Genomic DNA, 15376 nt, shown 5'->3' with positions numbered 1-15376 from the left:
GTCACGGTCAGCGGGCGGTGCGTTCCCGGTCAGCACGGCCAGCGAGTCTCTGCCCATCGAGCGAGAGACACCTGACCGAGGAGCTTGAAATGAAGAACCGCGTCGATATGAAGAACCGCGATGTGCTGATCTCCGGTGCCAGCATCGGCGGACCGGCCCTGGCGTACTGGCTGGTCCGGTACGGATTCAACGTGACGATCGTGGAGCTGACCCCGGCGTTGCGTGTCGGCGGGCAGGCGATCGACGTCCGAGGCCCGGCGCTGGAGGTCGCGGAGCGGATGGGCGTGCTGGACGAGATCCGCGACCGGCGGGTCCAGATGCGCGGGATGTCGATGGTGGACGCCGACGGCAAGGAGCTGTTCAGCACCACCGAGCGCACGATCACCGGCGGCGACCTGGACAGCCCGGACGTCGAAATCCTCCGCGACGACCTGTCGGTCATCATGGCCGAGGCCACTGAGTCGGCGGCCGGGTCGGCGGCGGAGTCGGCGGCTGAGTCGGCCGGGAAGGTCGAGTACCTGTTCAGCGACTCGATCACCGCGATCGAGCAGGACGGCGACGGCGTCCGCGTCGCGTTCAGGAACAGCGAGCCGCGGACCTTCGACCTGGTGGTGGGCGCCGACGGGCTGCACTCCAACACCCGCAGGCTCGTGTTCGGCCCGGAGACGGACTACATCACGTACATGGGGACCTACCTGTCGGTGTGGAGCATGCCCAACTACCTGGAGCTGGATCGCTGGCAGATGTTCCACCAGGTTCCGGGCGGGTCCTGGGGCGGCGGCGTGATGAGTGTTCGTGACAACACCGAATGCCGCGTCTACCTGGGCTTCGAGACCGAGGAGACGCTGGACTACGACCACCGCGACATCGACGCGCAGAAGCGGATCCTGGCCGACCGTCTCGGCGGTGAGGGCTGGGAACTGCCGCGGATGCTGGAGTACATGTGGGAGGCGAAGGACTTCCACTTCGACGCCATGGCGCAGATCCACATGGACACCTGGTCCGATGGCCGGGTCGTGCTGCTCGGTGACGCGGCCTACTGCGGCTCGCCGCTGTCCGGCCAGGGCACCACGATGGCGATGGTCGCGGCGTACGTGCTGGCGGGCGAGCTGAAGGCCGCCGGCGGCGACCATGTGCGGGCTTTCGCCGCGTACGAGCGGGAGCTGCGCGAGTACGTGCGGTGCAACCAGGAGCTCGCCTACACCAACAAGGCGCGCGTCGAGGCCCAGGCGGCCGTGGACATGGGCGGCGACGTCGAGCTGGATGTGGCCGTGCCCGACTTTCAGGAAGCGGCCGGCATCATCAACGACCTCCCACTCAAGGAGTACTGAGGTGAGTGCCGCCGAAGGGGCCATGGCCGTTCAGCGGATGCGCCAGGTGAACTCGGCCCACATGGTCTGGCCGTCTTCGGCCACATCGTGACCGGCCTTGTCCGCGCAGACCTCGACGATGAGGAGGCCGCGGCCGTACTCCTCATCGTCACCGGGGCGGCTGGCGGCATGCCGCCAGTCGCCCGAGCCGGAGTCGGTGACGGCGACACGGGCCCAGCCGTGACGCACGGTGACCGCCACGGTGAACGTCCCGCCGCTCAGGCCCGCGGGTGTATGGCGGAGGGAGTTGGCCACGAGTTCCGAGGTCACGAGCTCGACGTCCTCGGCGCGGGGAGTCTCTTCGAGCATCGCCCTGACGAACGCTCGGGCTGCGGGCACCATGGCCGGTAGACCCGGGTAGGTCAGAGTCCACTCCATGGGAGGCACCTCCGCGCGATCGAATGCTGACGCTCGGTAAGCTGAGTACACAGCTTGAACCTGGGTACTCAGGTTGTCAAGCTTGGTGCGGAACAGTCCGCGGCCGGCCGCTCGGAGTCGCCTTGTCACAGCCCGCCTACCTGCGCATCGCCGACGATCTGCGACGGCAGATCGTCGACGGGCACCTCGCGCCGGGCGACCGGGTGCCCTCGCGACACCAGCTCGCCCATGACCATGGGGTCTCCGACCGGGTGGCCGTCGAGGCCGTCCGGCTGCTCATCGCCGAGGGCTATCTGGAGGCGAGACCGGGCGCGGGCACGTTCGTCCGCGCCCGTCCCGAGGTCCGGCGGCTCTCACGCAGCTGGTACCGCGAGGATCGCGGCGGTTCACCCTTCGCCGCGGACATGGAGGCGCAGGGCCGCGCCAGCACCTGGCGTTCGTCCTCGGAGACCACCACCGCGACGCCCGCGATCGCCGAACGGCTCGACATCGCCCCGGGCGACCCGGTCATGCGGACCCGGTACGTGTTCCTGGCCGACGACCAGCCCGTGATGACGTCCACCTCGTGGGAGCCGCTGGCCATCACGCGCGGCACGCCGGTGATGTTCCCAGAGAAGGGGCCGCACGCCGGCCTGGGAGTCGTGGCCCGCATGCGCCTCATCGGCGTCGAGGTGACGCGGGTCACCGAGATCGTCACGGCGCGCGCGATCCTGACCGACGAGGTCGAGCGGCTCGCCGAGCCGCTCGGCTCGATCATGATGGTGGTCCAGCGCACCTACGCGGGAGAACGCCCGGTGGAGACAGCCGACCTCGTGGTGCCCGTCGACCGGTACGAGCTCTCGTACGTCATCCCCGTCGAGCACGCCGACTGAAGGCCCGGTTTCAGGGCTGCGGAGGCGCGAAACCGCCGTGAAACCGGGCGCCCGCACGCTCGGGTCATGAATTCGAACTCTTCGCAAACGGCGATCCATGTGGCCGGTCTGCGCAAGTCGTTCGGTGACAAGGTCGTGCTCGACGGGATCGGCTTCGACGTCCCACGCGGAACGATCTTCTCGCTGCTCGGTCCCAACGGCGCAGGCAAGACCATCACCGTGCAGATCCTGTCCACCCTGATCGGTTCCGACGGCGGCGAGCTGTGGGTCGCGGGCCGGGACCTGGCGGTGGACCCCGACGGCGTCCGCGCCGCGATCGGCGTCACCGGGCAGTACTCGGCGGTCGACAACCTGCTGACAGGCGAGGAGAACCTGCGCCTGATGGGCGACCTCTACCACCTGGACAAGCGGCGGGTGCGGCCGCGGGTCGCGGAGCTGCTCGACCAGTTCGACCTGATGGAGGCGGCCCGGAAGCCCGCCGCCACGTATTCGGGCGGCATGCGGCGGCGGCTCGACCTGGCGATGACGCTGATCGGCGACCCCGAGATCATCTTCCTGGACGAGCCGACGACGGGTCTCGACCCGCGCAGCCGGCGCGCCATGTGGGAGATCATCCGGCGGCTGGTCGCCGACGGTGTGACGATCTTCCTGACCACGCAGTATCTGGAGGAGGCGGACCAGCTCGCCGACCGGATCGCGCTGCTCGACCACGGCAGGTTCGTCGCCGAGGGCACCGCGGACGAGCTCAAGCGCCTCGTGCCGGGCGGGCACGTCCGGCTGAAGTTCGCCGACGCGCACGGGCTCCAGGCGGCCGCCCGCGTCCTCGGCGGGGTGCCGCAGGCCGAGGACGAACTCACGCTGCAGGTCCCGAGCGACGGTGACGTGAAGTCGCTGAGGCTCCTGCTCGGCGCACTCGACGCCGAGTCGGTCGAGGTCGTCGACCTGTCGATCCACAAGCCCGATCTCGACGACGTGTTCCTGTCCCTGACCGGCCGGCCCAAGGAGGACGTGCGATGAGCACCATGAAGTACGCCGTGCGTGACACCTCGACGATGTTGCGCCGCAGTCTCAAGCACATGCTGCGCTACCCGTCGATGACGCTGGTGCTGATCGGCATGCCCGTCGTGTTCCTGCTGCTCTTCGTCTACGTGTTCGGCGCGACCCTGGGCGACGGGCTCGCCGGAGGGGGCGGCCGGGAGTCGTACGTCAACTACATGACCCCGGGGGTCTTCCTGTTCTCCGTGGTCGGCACGGCGACCGCGACGGCGGTCCTGGTCGCGACGGACGTGACCCAGGGCATCATCGCCCGGCTCCGCACGATGGCGATCTTCCGCCCGGCGATCCTCACCGCGCACGTGGTCGGAGCCGTCATCCAGACGATGCTGGGTGTCGCGGTGGTCCTCGGCGTCGCCCTGCTGGTCGGCTTCCGGCCCAACGCGGGGCCGGTCGAGTGGCTCGCGGTGATCGGTGTGCTCACGCTGTTCGTGCTCGCCATCACCTGGCTCGCGGTCGGACTCGGGCTGAAGGCCGACAGCCCCGAGACCGCCAGCAACACGCCCATGCCGCTGATGCTTCTGCCGTTCCTCGGCAGCGGCTTCGTCCCCACGGACTCGATGCCGTCCTGGCTGGGCTGGTTCGCCGAATACCAGCCGTTCACGCCGGTCATCGAGACCGTGCGCGGGCTGCTCCTCGGCACGCCGATCGGGAACAACGCCGCGATCGCGGTGGCGTGGTGCACCGGGATCACGGTGCTCTGTTTCCTCTGGTCGCGCAGCCAGTTCAACCGCGAGCCGACGCGCTAGGCGTGCCCTGGCCGTGGGGACGGTCCTTGATCGCGTTCAAGGCGACGGCGCGCAGTTCGTTCCGTTCGAGACCGGCGTACTCCGACACCGCGTCGGCGTACGCCGGTCCGTCGGCCTCCTCGGCGGCGCGACGGGCGCGGGCGGAGGACATGGTCGGCTGGAAGCGCCGCAAAAACCAGAACCGTTCGGCCAGCGCGACCATCCGGACGCCGGAACGCACCGCGGCCGCGTCGCCCTCGCGCGTCCCGCGGTCGAGGTCCACCATCGCGAGCGCCAGGAGGCCCGCGCCCCAGATCGGAAACTGGACGAGGTACGACGGGGCGTTCGGCACGGGGTCGGCGATGAGCGCGGCCACGCGGGCTGGCAGATCCGCGACGATTTCCGGAATGAGGTCAAGCCGGCGGTGGTGGGCGTGCGCGATCACGGCGGCCGCCAGGGTCTCCATGCTCCACGGTTCCCGGCCGGCCTGCACGTTCTCGTAAATCGGCTGGAGGCTGCGCTCCCACTCCTCGACGGCCATCCGCCACAGGCGCAGGCCCGTCTCGATGTCACCGCGAATGAGCTTGATCTCGGCCCGCAGGCTGAGCATGGCCGGGAGGACCCCGAAGCTCTCCTCCGAATCGTGCGTCACCGCATCCAGCCGGCGTTCCGCCTCGTCGACATCGCCGCACAGCAGGTCGGTCTGCACCAGCCCGAGGCCCAAGCCGTCCACGTCGGGCTCGGGCCGCACCCTCCTCGCCGCCTCCAACGCCGCCCGCACGTGATGCCTGGTCTGCTCGCACCGTTCGACCTGGGCCGACAGCTCGGCGAGCCGGGAATGGCACTGCAACTGCATCCATGGGTGCGAAGCCCGCTCGAACGCCGTCAGCGCCCGGTAAGCGGCCGCCAGCGCCCCTTCGACGTCGATCTCGTGCTCCGAGACGTAGCTCGCCCAGAGATTGGCGACGCCGGCCAGCAGGGGCTCATCGCTCTGGCAGAGCTGGTCCAGGGCACGGTGGCCCGGCATGCCGGGGGCAGTGGCCAGCACGACCATGAGGGCGCCGACCAGAGTGCCGGCCGGCGCGGGCGGGAACCGCCGCCGCAGCGCGGCCAGCGAGCGCAGCTCGTGCGGCCCTTGCATGAAGGCGCTCACCGCGCAGATCGCCAGCGCGGTACGGGTGACGTCGACGAGACCCGGCTCGGGCCGGTAGGACGCGAGCACCTGGGCGCTCCTCCCGGCGAGCTCGGCCAGCCGGGTGAATTTCGACTCGACCAGCCACATCCCGCCGAGGACGGCGAACGCCGCCGCGACGGTGGCGCCGTCGGACCGGTCGAAGCCGTGCCGCAGTGCCTGCAGGAGATTGTCCTGCTCGGCCCGGAGACGTTCGACGGAGGCCGCCACCACGGTCGCCTCGAAGACCACCTCGTGCTCGGCCGCGCCGAAGTCGCGAGCCCAGGCGAGAAAGCCCTCCAGCGCCCGGCCCGTGTCCCCGGCCGCGTCCCGCTGCTCCGCGCCGAACTCCCTCACGGTCTCCAGCATCCGGAAGCGCATGCCCGCCAGAGACTCGGTGACCTTGAGGAGCGACTGGTCGACCAGGTGCTCCAGTACGTCGAAGACTTCTCCGGTTTCGTCATCGTCGCCGTCGCCGAGCAGCCGCCGTGCCGCGTCCGCCGTGAAGCCGTCCGGGAAGATCGACAGGATGCGCATCGCGGCCTGCTCGCCCGGGGAGAGGAGGTTCCAGCTCCAGTCCACGACGGCGTAGAGGGTCTGGTGCCGCTCCGGCGCGTCCCGCGCGCCGCCTCGCAGCACGGCGAAACGATTCGCCAGGCGGCGGGATATCTCGGCCACGGACATGGCGCGGACGCGCGCCGCCGCCAGCTCCACCGCGAGAGGCAGCCCGTCCAAATGCCGGCACAGCTCCATCACGTCGTCGCCCGGCAGGTCGACATCGGGACGTACCGCCCGCGCACGCTGCTCGAAAAGCTCGATGGCCGTGGGCAGGTCCAGCTCCGGCAGGAGGTAGACCGATTCCGACGACAGGCCCAGAGGGGCACGGCTGGTCGTGAGTACCTGGAGGTTCCGCGCCATCGACACCAGCGAATGGACGAGGTCGGCGACGCCGTTGATGACCTGCTCGCAGTTGTCCAGCACGAGGAGCACGGAGCCGGCGCCCAGCGCACGCAGAATGCCGGTGAGCGCCTCCGTCGAGGTCCGCCCCGTGAAGCTCCAGGAGTCACCTACGCCGAGGGCCGACGCGACCTCTGCGGCCACGTCGGCATCCGTCCTGACGCCGGCGAGGGGAACGAAGTGCACGGCGCGGTGCTCGGTCTCACGGCTCACGGCGTGCGCCAGGCGGGTCTTGCCCAGACCGCCCGCTCCGACGATCGAGATGACCCGGGTTGTCCGCAGGAGCCTCGTGACCGCCGCGATGTCGCCGGCGCGGCCGAGCAACGGGTTCGGCTCGAACCGTACGCCGTGCCGGACCGGCGGCGACTCCTCCTCCAGCAACTCCCGCTGCAGCGCCTGGAGGCCGGGCCCGGGATCGGTGCCGAGCTCGTCGCGCAGGTCACGCCGGTACGCCTCGTACCTCTCCAGCGCCGCGGAGGGTCCGGCCGCCGCCGCCTCGCACCGCAGCAGTTCCGCCAGCACCTCCTCGTCGCGCGGATGCTCGCGGGCCAGCTCGGTCAGCGGTTCCATCGCCTCCGCCCGCCGCCCGAGCCTGGACAGCGACAACGCTCGCACGCGCGCCAGCGACCGCCGTGCGGAGCGCCTCTCCTCGCGCAGTGCCGACACCGGGTCATCGAAGGACGTGTCCTCGACGGCCCCTTCCCAGAGTGCGAGCCCTTCCTCGGCGCACCCGAGTGCCCCCTCGTGGTCGCCGGCATCCGCGAGCCGTACGGCCGAGGAGGAGAGCCGCAGGGCTGCGGCCGCGTCGATCCGGTCCTCGTCGAGAGCCAGCCGGTAGCCGTTCGGAGTGCTCTCGATCAGGTCGGAGCCCAGCTGCGCCCGCGCCCGCGACACGATGACCTGGAGGGCCTTGTGCGGGTTCTCGGGCCGTTGGTCCGGCCAGAGCTCCTCCACCAGCCGGGCTGCGCTCAGCCCGCTTCGCGGCTCACCGGCGAGGAGCGCGAGCAGACCGCGCAATCGGGAGCCTGAGATCTCCTGCTCACGGCAGACCACCCGCGTCAGCACCCGCAGCTCGATGGTCACGGGCCCAGGCTAACCACCCCTGATCAGGTCAGCGGGGCAGTGGTCACAGGCTGCTTCAGGACGCCGCCCTGCATCCACTTGGAGAAGGGCATCTGCCAGTAGCCCCAGCCGTTCCACCACTCCAGGGAACGGGCCGTACCGGTGATCGTCACGAGGTCGCCGCGGTAGGACCAGTGGTAGAACCACTTCGCGTCGTCCGCCGGTGAACGCACGCAGCCGTGGCTGCAGTTGTTCCTGCCCAGGCAGTAGTGCTCGGACATGCCCTGGTGGATGTACTCGCCGCTGTTGGAGATGCGGGTCGCCCACGGGATCTGCTCGTCGTAGTAGCCGGGATCGCCCTTTTTCTTGCCCGGCGAGATCATGCGCTCCATCCGGCTGCGGTCCATGGTCAGGTGGACCCCGCTGGTGGTGAGCAGCCGGTCGACCCCGTTCACGACCTCGCCGCCCTTGCCGAGGCTGACGCCCCAGCTGCGCACCACACGGCCGTTCTTCTTGGCCACCAGCCGGTGGGTCTTGGAGTTGATCGTGACGGTGTGCGAATCGCCGATCCGGAACTTGCGCGTGATGTCCTTGTCGCCGAACACGTTGTCGCCGATCTTGAGTCCGGCGTAGTGCACGGTGACCGAGACCTTCTGGCGCGGCTTCCAGGGCTGGCGCGGCCGGAAGACCAGGGAGGGCAGCCCGTTGAACGACTCGCCGGGGGCGAGCCAGCGCCAGGCGCCCTCGGTCGGAATGGTCGAGCGGATCTCGACCGCGCGCTCCACCGCGGCCCGCGCCTTCTCCGGCACCGGCTTGGTGAACTGGATGAAGATCGGCATCCCGGTGCCGACCGTCTCGTTCGCGCTCGGGACCACGTTGTTGATCCTGGTGGCGGCGGTGTTCTTGACCGTGCGGAACGCGGCGGTGGCGGTGGTCGACTTGCCCTTCGGCGAGGCCGCGGTCGCCGAGACCTGGTAGCGGCCGCCCGGGACGAGGGTCCAGGTCGAACGCCAGCTGGTCTTGTCGGGCGACAGCGTGCCCGGCACGTCGACGCCCTTGAGCTTCACGGCGACCTGGCTGAGCGTCCCGCCCGCCGCCGTGATCGAGACGCCCGCGTCCGGCCGGGCGTTGCCACTCCCGTGCGCCGGGGTGATGGTCAGCTTGGGCGTGCCGTCCGCACCGCCCTGGCTGGTCGATTTGGCGCCGTCGTCCCCGCCGCCCCCGCAGGCAGCCGTGGCGAGTCCCACGACCAGCGCCATGACCATGGCTCTACCGCGCACCCAGATCTCCCTCAGCCGTTCGGGCCAATACTGATCATGAGATGCCGGTGGGAGGCGAAATGTTTATTGCGGTTTGATAACGGCGGGTTTGGTCACTGGTGGCGGGCCGCGGGGGCGTGCGCCGGGACGGCCGGGTGCCGTGGTGTCATCGGGGCGAGGCGCTCGTACGGCGAGCCGAGCGAGGGCCTCGCGTCCCGTTCGCCCCGGTTGGGCCACAGGGCCATGGCGCGTTCCGCCTGGGCCGTGATGGTGAGCGAGGGGTTGACGCCCAGGTTGGCCGTGACCGCCGAACCGTCCACGATGTGCAGGCCCGGGTGACCGTAGACCCGGTGGTACGGGTCGATCACTCCGGTGTCGGGTGAGTCCCCGATGACGCAGCCGCCGAGGAAGTGGGCGGTGGTCGGGATGTTGAAGAGGTCGAACCACGTGCCGCCCGGCTGGGCGTCCAGCTCCTCGCCCAGCAGCCGTACCGCGTCGTGGGCGATGGGGATCCAGGTGGGGTTGGGCTCGCCGATGCCGTGCTGCGCGGTCAGCCGGCGGCGTCTGAGCAGTCCGCGCCTCTTCTGGGTGACGGTGATGGAGTTGTCGGCCGTCTGCATGACCAGCGCGATGATCGTCCGCTTGGACCAGTCCCGGATCGAGAGCGCGCGCACGATGAGCCCCGGCTTGCGGAGCGCCTCGACGAGGAACTTGGCCCAGCGCGGGGCGCGGCCGCCGCCGTCGATGAGCAGGGTCCGGATGAGGCCCATCAGGTTGTCGCCGGGTCCGTATCGGGTCGGCTCGATGTGGGTCTTGTCGTCCGGATGGAACGACGAGGTGATGGCGAGCCCAGTGCTGTGGTCGACGTCGCCCTTGCGGTGCCAGCCTGTCATGCGCTCGACGCCGAGGAGGGCCTCGGAGTTGGTACGTGTCAGCTCGCCCAGGCGGGAGGAGAGGTTGGGCAGACGGCCGCTCGCCCGCATGCGGTGGAGCAGCTGCTGCGTGCCGTACGTTCCGGCGGCGAGGACCACATGCTCGGCGGTCAACCGGCGACGCCCGCGGAGGGGGATGGCCTGCGTCCGTACGATCTCGACCTCGTAACCGCCGCCGTCGCCGTTGCTGTCGCCGTTGTTGTCGATGGGCGTGATCCCGGTGACCGTGGTGTCGGGAAGGACCTGCACCCCGGCCTGCTCGGCGAGGTACAGGTAGTTCTTGACGAGCGTGTTCTTGGCTCCCACCTTGCAGCCGACCATGCAGGAGCCGCAGGCCGTGCAGGCGCTCCGCCGCGGCCCGGCGCCGCCGAAGTACGGGTCGTCGGTCTCCTCGCCCGGGGTCGTCCTGTCGTCACCGAAGAAGACGCCCACCGGGGTCGCATGCCAGGTGCCACCCACGCCCATGCGCTTGGCGACCTTCTGCATCGCCTCGTCCGCCGGCGTCACGAGCGGGTTGAGCGTCACGCCCAGCATGCGCTTGGCCTGGTCGTAGAACGGCGCGAGCTCATCCCGCCAGTCGGTGATGTGGCCCCATTGCCGGTCGGTGTAGAAGGGGTCGAGCGGCTCGTACAGCGTGTTGGCGTACACCAGCGAGCCGCCGCCGACCCCCGCCCCGGCCAGCACGAGCACGCCCGCCTTGCCGCCCACCAGGTGCATGCGCTGGATGCCGCGCAGGCCGAGGCGCGGCGCCCACAGATAGCGGCGCAGCCGCCAGGACGTCTTGGGCAGGGTGCTCTCGTCGAACCGGCGTCCGGCTTCGAGGACCGCGACCCGGTAGCCCTTCTCGGCAAGGCGCAGCGCCGCCACGCTGCCGCCGAACCCGGATCCGACCACGATCACGTCGTAGTCGTACGAACGCGCCTCGGACCCCTCTGTCACGCGACACCTCCACGCATGGCCCCGGAAAGGCACCTACGATCGGGCCCCGCCGGGCCGGCGCGCTATTCACTTACCTTGATAATTTTCGCCGGTTTTGTCAGTCGGCTGACAAAATCCTCATCGGCGGGCGGTGATGAAGTGGCTCTGGAGCGGCAGGATCACCCCGTCGTCATCGGTCCAGGGCTCCAAGCGCTCCTCGAGATCGGTGCGGAGCGCCTCGCGGGTGGCGGCGTCGAGGTCGCCGAGCGGGCCGGCCAGCGGGGAGCTCTGCTCCTCCCTGTCGATCAGGTCGCCCGCCGAGTCGAACCGCGCCGAGCCCACGGCGATGCGCATCCGCACGTCCGTCAGCCCCGCGCGCGAGACCATCTGCCGCAGATCGTCCTGGGGCAGTACCGCGAACGGCGAACGCATGATCAACGCGGTCTCGGGACCCGCGTGCTTCTCCAGCGCGGCGACGAAGGCGGCGAAGCCGGGGTTGTAGTCGATCGTCCGCCAGACCGCGAGCGCCAGCCGGCCGCCGGGTGCCAGCAGCCGGTTCATGTCCTTGAGCGCGGCGTCCCAGTTGGGGAAGAACTGCAGGCCCTGCTGGCAGTAGAGCAGATCGAACGACTCGTCCGGGAAGGGCAGCTCACCCGCCGCGCCCTGCCGCCACTCGATGTGGGGCCTGATCTCTCCCGACACGGCACGGGCGACCTGGAGCATCTCCTCGTTGAGGTCCACGCCCACGATCTGGCCCCGGTCCTCCATCCGCCGCGCCGCCGTCCGCGCCACGATCCCGGTCCCGCACGCCACGTCCAGGACCCGTTCGCCGGGCCGGGGCGGCGTCAGGGCGATCAGCCGCTCCGCCCACGGAGCGAAGATCCCTGGGACGAGATGCCGCTCGTACCCGGCCGCGGTCGACTCGCCGAGCTGCCAGCCGGACTGGTTCATGGTGACCTCCTGCCCCGGCTCCCGTGCACCGCGCCTCTGGCTTCGAGCGTACGCGTCGTGCCGCCGGCGGCCAGACCCCAACCCCGGCTCAGCCGGACCCCGGCCTGTTTCGGCGCATCATGCGGCAGACGGCGTAGGCGGTCGCGGTGAGGTCGGATCCGGCCTCCCGGAGGGCGGTGTCGAGGTCGCGCGGACCTGGGGAAACGGAGAGCACGGCGGTGGCGCCGCGCTCGTACAGCCGCTGGGCGTCCGCCGTCAGCGTGCCGCCGAGCACGACGCAGGGCACCTGGGCCTCGGCGCACGCGTCGACCACCGCGCGGATGGTCTTGCCCGCGTCGGTGCTCGCGTCGACCTTGCCCTCGGCGGTGAGACACAGGTCCGCGTCGACCAGGAGTTCATCGAACCGGGTCAGCTCCCGGATCAGGACCGCGCCGGGCTTCATCCGGGCTCCGAGGGCCAGCAGCGCGGCACCGAGCCCGCCGGCCGCTCCACCGCCGGGCGCCGCGTCCGCCCCGTCCCCGCGTCCCGAGCCGACGCCCAGAAGAGGGGCAAGCCGTCGCAGGCCATCGTCGAGCACCTCGACCATGTCCGGATCGGCGCCCTTCTGCGGGCCGAAGACCCGGGCCGCGCCGTTCGGGCCGTACAAGGGGCTGACGACGTCGGCGGCGACGAGCAGCTCGACGCCCTTCAGCCGTTCCCGGGCGGGCGCGAGATCGATGGAGTGAACGCGGGCCAGGTCGGCCCCGCTCCCTGACAGCCGCCGTCCCTCGCCGTCCAGGATCTCCGCGCCGAGGGCCGCGAGGAGGCCGGTACCGCCGTCCATGGTGGCCGTGCCCCCGAGGAACACGACGACTCGGCGTGCGTCACCGGCGGCGGCCAGGAGCGGGGCGGCGAGCCCGGCGCTGGAGGCGCGCATCGGGTCGCGCTCGCCCTCGGCCAGTGCCCCCCAGCCGACAGCCTCGGCCGCCTCGACGATCGCGGTGCCGTCGTCGAGGCGGCCGGTCTTGGCCCGCCAGGGACGCCCGAACGCGTCCACGCTCTCCACATCGAGGACCGTGCCGCCGCGCGCCTCCTGCACGGTGCCGCGGGAACCCTCCCCGCCGTCGGCGAGCGGGTGCTCGACGGGCCGGCCGCCCGCGGCGCGGACCCCGGCGGCGAGCGCGGCGGCGGCCTCGGCGGCATCAAGCGAGCCGCGCAGCTTGTCAGGGGCACAGATGACACGCACGGCCACCGTCTCCTTCCGTTAGATGGTCATCCAGCCGAGGACCGGCGTGGACTGCAGGTAGATGAACACGGCGAACGCCGCGGTGAGGCCGAGGCTCCAGCCGATCACACGGCGGAAGATCGTGCTCTCGCTGCCGGCCATGCCGATCGCCGCGGCGGCGACGGCCAGGTTCTGCGGCGAGATCATCTTGCCGAGCACGCCGCCGGTGGAGTTGGCGGCGGCGAGCAGCACCGGATCGAGCCCGGTCTCCTTGGCGGCCGTCACCTGGAGCACCCCGAACAGCGAGTTGGCCGAGGTGTCCGAGCCGGTCACCGCGACGCCGAGCCAGCCGACGATCGGCGAGAGCAGGGCGAACGCCTCGCCGGACTCCGCCAGCGCGGTGCCGAGGGTGGCGGTCTGGCCGGACAGGTTCATGACCCAGGCCAGCGCGAGGACCGACATGACGGTGACGACGGTCCAGCGGAGCTGGTGCAGGGTCGCGCCGTACGCCCGTACCGCCCGGCCCGGGCCGACACGGTAGAGCGCCATGGTGATCAGGCCTGCGGCCAGCAGGATCGTGCCCGCCGCCTTGAGGTGCTCCAGCTTGAACGTCATCGCGCTCGCGGGCTTGCCCGACGGCGACACGACGTCCAGCCCCGGCCAGGTGAACTGGTGGACGCCGTTCGTCGCCAGCCAGTCCTTGATCGGACCGAGCTGGGTGAACGCGAAGAGCGCCACGATGATGAGGTACGGGGCGAACGCCATGAGCGCGCTGCCCTCTCCGGTTTCCCGGCGCCGCATCTCGGCGTCGAACGCCGTGCCCTCGGCCTCGCTGTCCACCGACCCACCGGCGACGGCCGGCACCTGCGTGCCCTGCTGGATCTCGCCCGGCGTCCAGACGCGCAGGAAGCCGAGCACCGCCACCACCGCGACGACACCGGCGATGATGTCGGTGACCTCGACGCTGACGTAGTTGGCGGCGAGGAACTGGCCGACCCCGAACGCGAGACCGGCCACGACGGCGACCGGCCAGGTCTGCCTGACGCCGCGCTTGCCGTCCACCAGGAAGACCAGCACGAGCGGGATGAACGCGGCGATCACCGGGGTCTGCCGGCCCGCCATCGCGCCGAGGTCCTCCAGCGGCAGCCCGGTCACGCCCGCCATCGTGGTGAGCGGGACACCCATGCTGCCGAACGCGACGGGCGCGGTGTTGGCGACCAGCGCCACGGTCGCCGCCTTGATCGGGTCGATGCCGACCGCGATCAGCATGACCGCGGTGATGGCCACCGGAGTGCCGAAGCCCGCCAGTGCCTCGATCAGCGCGCCGAAACAGAACGCGATGAGGATTCCCTGGATGCGCTGGTCGGGCGACACCGTGCGGATCGAGCGGCGCAGCACGCCGAACCACCCGGTGATCTCGGTGAGCCGGTAGATCCACAGCGCGTTCACCAGGATCCACAGGATCGGGAACAGCCCGTAGAAGCCGCCCTCGGCCGCGCCGGACAGGCCCTGCGACAGCGGCATCCCCCAGACGCCGACGGCCAGGGCGACGGCCAGCACCAGCGAGGTGATCGCCGCGATATGGGCCTTGACGCGGAAGACGCCGAGGAGCACGAACAGGGTGAGCAGTGGCACCGCCGCGCAGAGCGCGGAAAGTGCCAGCGACCCGGCGAGCGGGTCGAGGACTTGGCGGTACACGAAACCTCCTGGAGCTGGGAGCCCGCTGTGTAGCGTTCCAGAATGAGATTCGTATACTTGTAAGACAAGTACGCAGAGCAGTCAAGTGTGCTTATGGAATAATCCGGCCGGAACGGAGGCGGGCATCGAGCGCAGCTCGTCCGTTGAGAGGGTGGTTCCGGTGAGGGCTGTGGGAAGGCGGTTGCAGGCGACGTCGCTGGTCGACGCGCTGGTCGGCGAGCTTCGCGAGCGCATGCTCGACGGGCGGCTGGCCGGTGGCACCGTGCTGACCGAGACCGAGGTCGCCGGGGAGTACGAGGTGGCCCGGCCCACCGCCAAGGCCGCCATCGAACGGCTCGTCAGCGAGGGCCTGCTGCGCCGCGGCACGCACAAGAGCGCCCGGGTCCCGGTCTTCGACGCGGCCGACGTCGCCGATCTCTACTTTTCCCGGACGCTCCTGGAACGCCAGGTCATGCGCGAGCTGGCCCAGCAGAGGCTGGTCCCGCCCGCCGCCCTGGAGGCGCAGGCGGAGATCCGCACGCTGGGCGAGCCCGGCGGTTCGAGCACCGCGATCGTCGAACCCGACGTTCGCTTCCACCGGTCACTCGTGGACGCCCTCGGCAGCCCTCGGCTCAGCCGCGTCCACAGCTCGATCATGGCCGAGATGCGCCTCTGCATGGCGCAGGTGCAGGCGTACGAGCTGCTCCGCATCACCGAGATCGCCGACGAGCACCAGGCCGTCCTCGACGCCATCGCCGACGGCGCGCCCGACCGCGCCGACGAGGCCCTCGCGTTCCATCTCACGAGGGCCCGTCACCAACTGCTCGCCAAGCTGACCTGATAC

Annotated in this window: 12 protein-coding genes; 5 read left to right on the top strand and 7 right to left on the bottom strand. The window is 70.7% G+C overall.

Annotated features, from left to right (window positions below; genetic code table 11):
- Positions 1 to 89: 89 nt before the first annotated feature.
- On the top strand, positions 90 to 1331 hold the full coding sequence (locus tag F8566_RS16325; protein WP_225993242.1) for an FAD-dependent monooxygenase: 1242 nt from the start codon (positions 90 to 92) through the stop codon (positions 1329 to 1331).
- Positions 1332 to 1361: 30 nt separating this feature from the next.
- Here the strand turns inward: F8566_RS16325 and F8566_RS16320 are convergent, their stop codons facing one another.
- On the bottom strand, positions 1362 to 1748 hold the full coding sequence (locus tag F8566_RS16320) for an ATP-binding protein (RefSeq protein WP_151561088.1): 387 nt from the start codon (positions 1746 to 1748) through the stop codon (positions 1362 to 1364).
- Between the two features lie 122 nt (positions 1749 to 1870).
- On the opposite strand from F8566_RS16320, the gene F8566_RS16315 reads away from it, so the two are divergent.
- From F8566_RS16315 to F8566_RS16305, 3 genes are all read left to right on the top strand, one after another.
- A complete protein-coding gene (locus tag F8566_RS16315; protein ID WP_225993241.1) occupies positions 1871 to 2620 on the top strand; it encodes a GntR family transcriptional regulator in 750 nt (249 codons plus the stop codon).
- Between the two features lie 66 nt (positions 2621 to 2686).
- Entirely contained in the window at positions 2687 to 3637 is a 951-nt protein-coding gene (locus tag F8566_RS16310) for an ATP-binding cassette domain-containing protein (RefSeq protein WP_151561086.1), read from the top strand.
- On the top strand, positions 3634 to 4422 hold the full coding sequence (locus F8566_RS16305; protein ID WP_151561085.1) for an ABC transporter permease: 789 nt from the start codon (positions 3634 to 3636) through the stop codon (positions 4420 to 4422). The genes F8566_RS16310 and F8566_RS16305 overlap by 4 nt, the downstream gene beginning before the upstream one ends.
- On the opposite strand, the gene F8566_RS16300 is transcribed toward F8566_RS16305, so the two are convergent.
- From F8566_RS16300 to F8566_RS16275, 6 genes are all read right to left on the bottom strand, one after another.
- Positions 4400 to 7612: an ATP-binding protein gene (locus F8566_RS16300; RefSeq protein WP_151561084.1), complete on the bottom strand. Its 3213-nt coding sequence runs from the start codon at positions 7610 to 7612 to the stop codon at positions 4400 to 4402. The genes F8566_RS16305 and F8566_RS16300 overlap by 23 nt on opposite strands.
- A 23-nt stretch (positions 7613 to 7635) precedes the next feature.
- A complete protein-coding gene (locus tag F8566_RS16295; protein ID WP_225993240.1) occupies positions 7636 to 8871 on the bottom strand; it encodes a L,D-transpeptidase in 1236 nt (411 codons plus the stop codon).
- Positions 8872 to 8963: 92 nt separating this feature from the next.
- Positions 8964 to 10721, bottom strand: a complete 1758-nt coding sequence (locus F8566_RS16290; protein ID WP_151561083.1) for an FAD-dependent oxidoreductase — start codon at positions 10719 to 10721, stop codon at positions 8964 to 8966.
- Positions 10722 to 10838: 117 nt separating this feature from the next.
- The gene (locus F8566_RS16285) at positions 10839 to 11651 is read right to left on the bottom strand and encodes a class I SAM-dependent methyltransferase (RefSeq protein ID WP_151561082.1); all 813 of its coding nucleotides are present in this window, start codon (positions 11649 to 11651) and stop codon (positions 10839 to 10841) included.
- Positions 11652 to 11739: 88 nt separating this feature from the next.
- The gene (locus F8566_RS16280) at positions 11740 to 12882 is read right to left on the bottom strand and encodes a glycerate kinase family protein (RefSeq protein WP_151561081.1); all 1143 of its coding nucleotides are present in this window, start codon (positions 12880 to 12882) and stop codon (positions 11740 to 11742) included.
- A gap of 12 nt (positions 12883 to 12894) precedes the next feature.
- Positions 12895 to 14553, bottom strand: a complete 1659-nt coding sequence (locus F8566_RS16275) for an L-lactate permease (protein ID WP_151561080.1) — start codon at positions 14551 to 14553, stop codon at positions 12895 to 12897.
- 160 nt (positions 14554 to 14713) lie between these two features.
- On the opposite strand from F8566_RS16275, the gene F8566_RS16270 reads away from it, so the two are divergent.
- A complete protein-coding gene (locus F8566_RS16270; protein WP_225993239.1) occupies positions 14714 to 15373 on the top strand; it encodes a GntR family transcriptional regulator in 660 nt (219 codons plus the stop codon).
- Positions 15374 to 15376 lie beyond the last annotated feature (3 nt).

The sequence above is a fragment of the Actinomadura rudentiformis genome, from assembly GCF_008923185.1.
Classification (GTDB): domain Bacteria; phylum Actinomycetota; class Actinomycetes; order Streptosporangiales; family Streptosporangiaceae; genus Spirillospora; species Spirillospora rudentiformis.
This window is presented reverse-complemented; position numbering and strand designations above follow the sequence as displayed.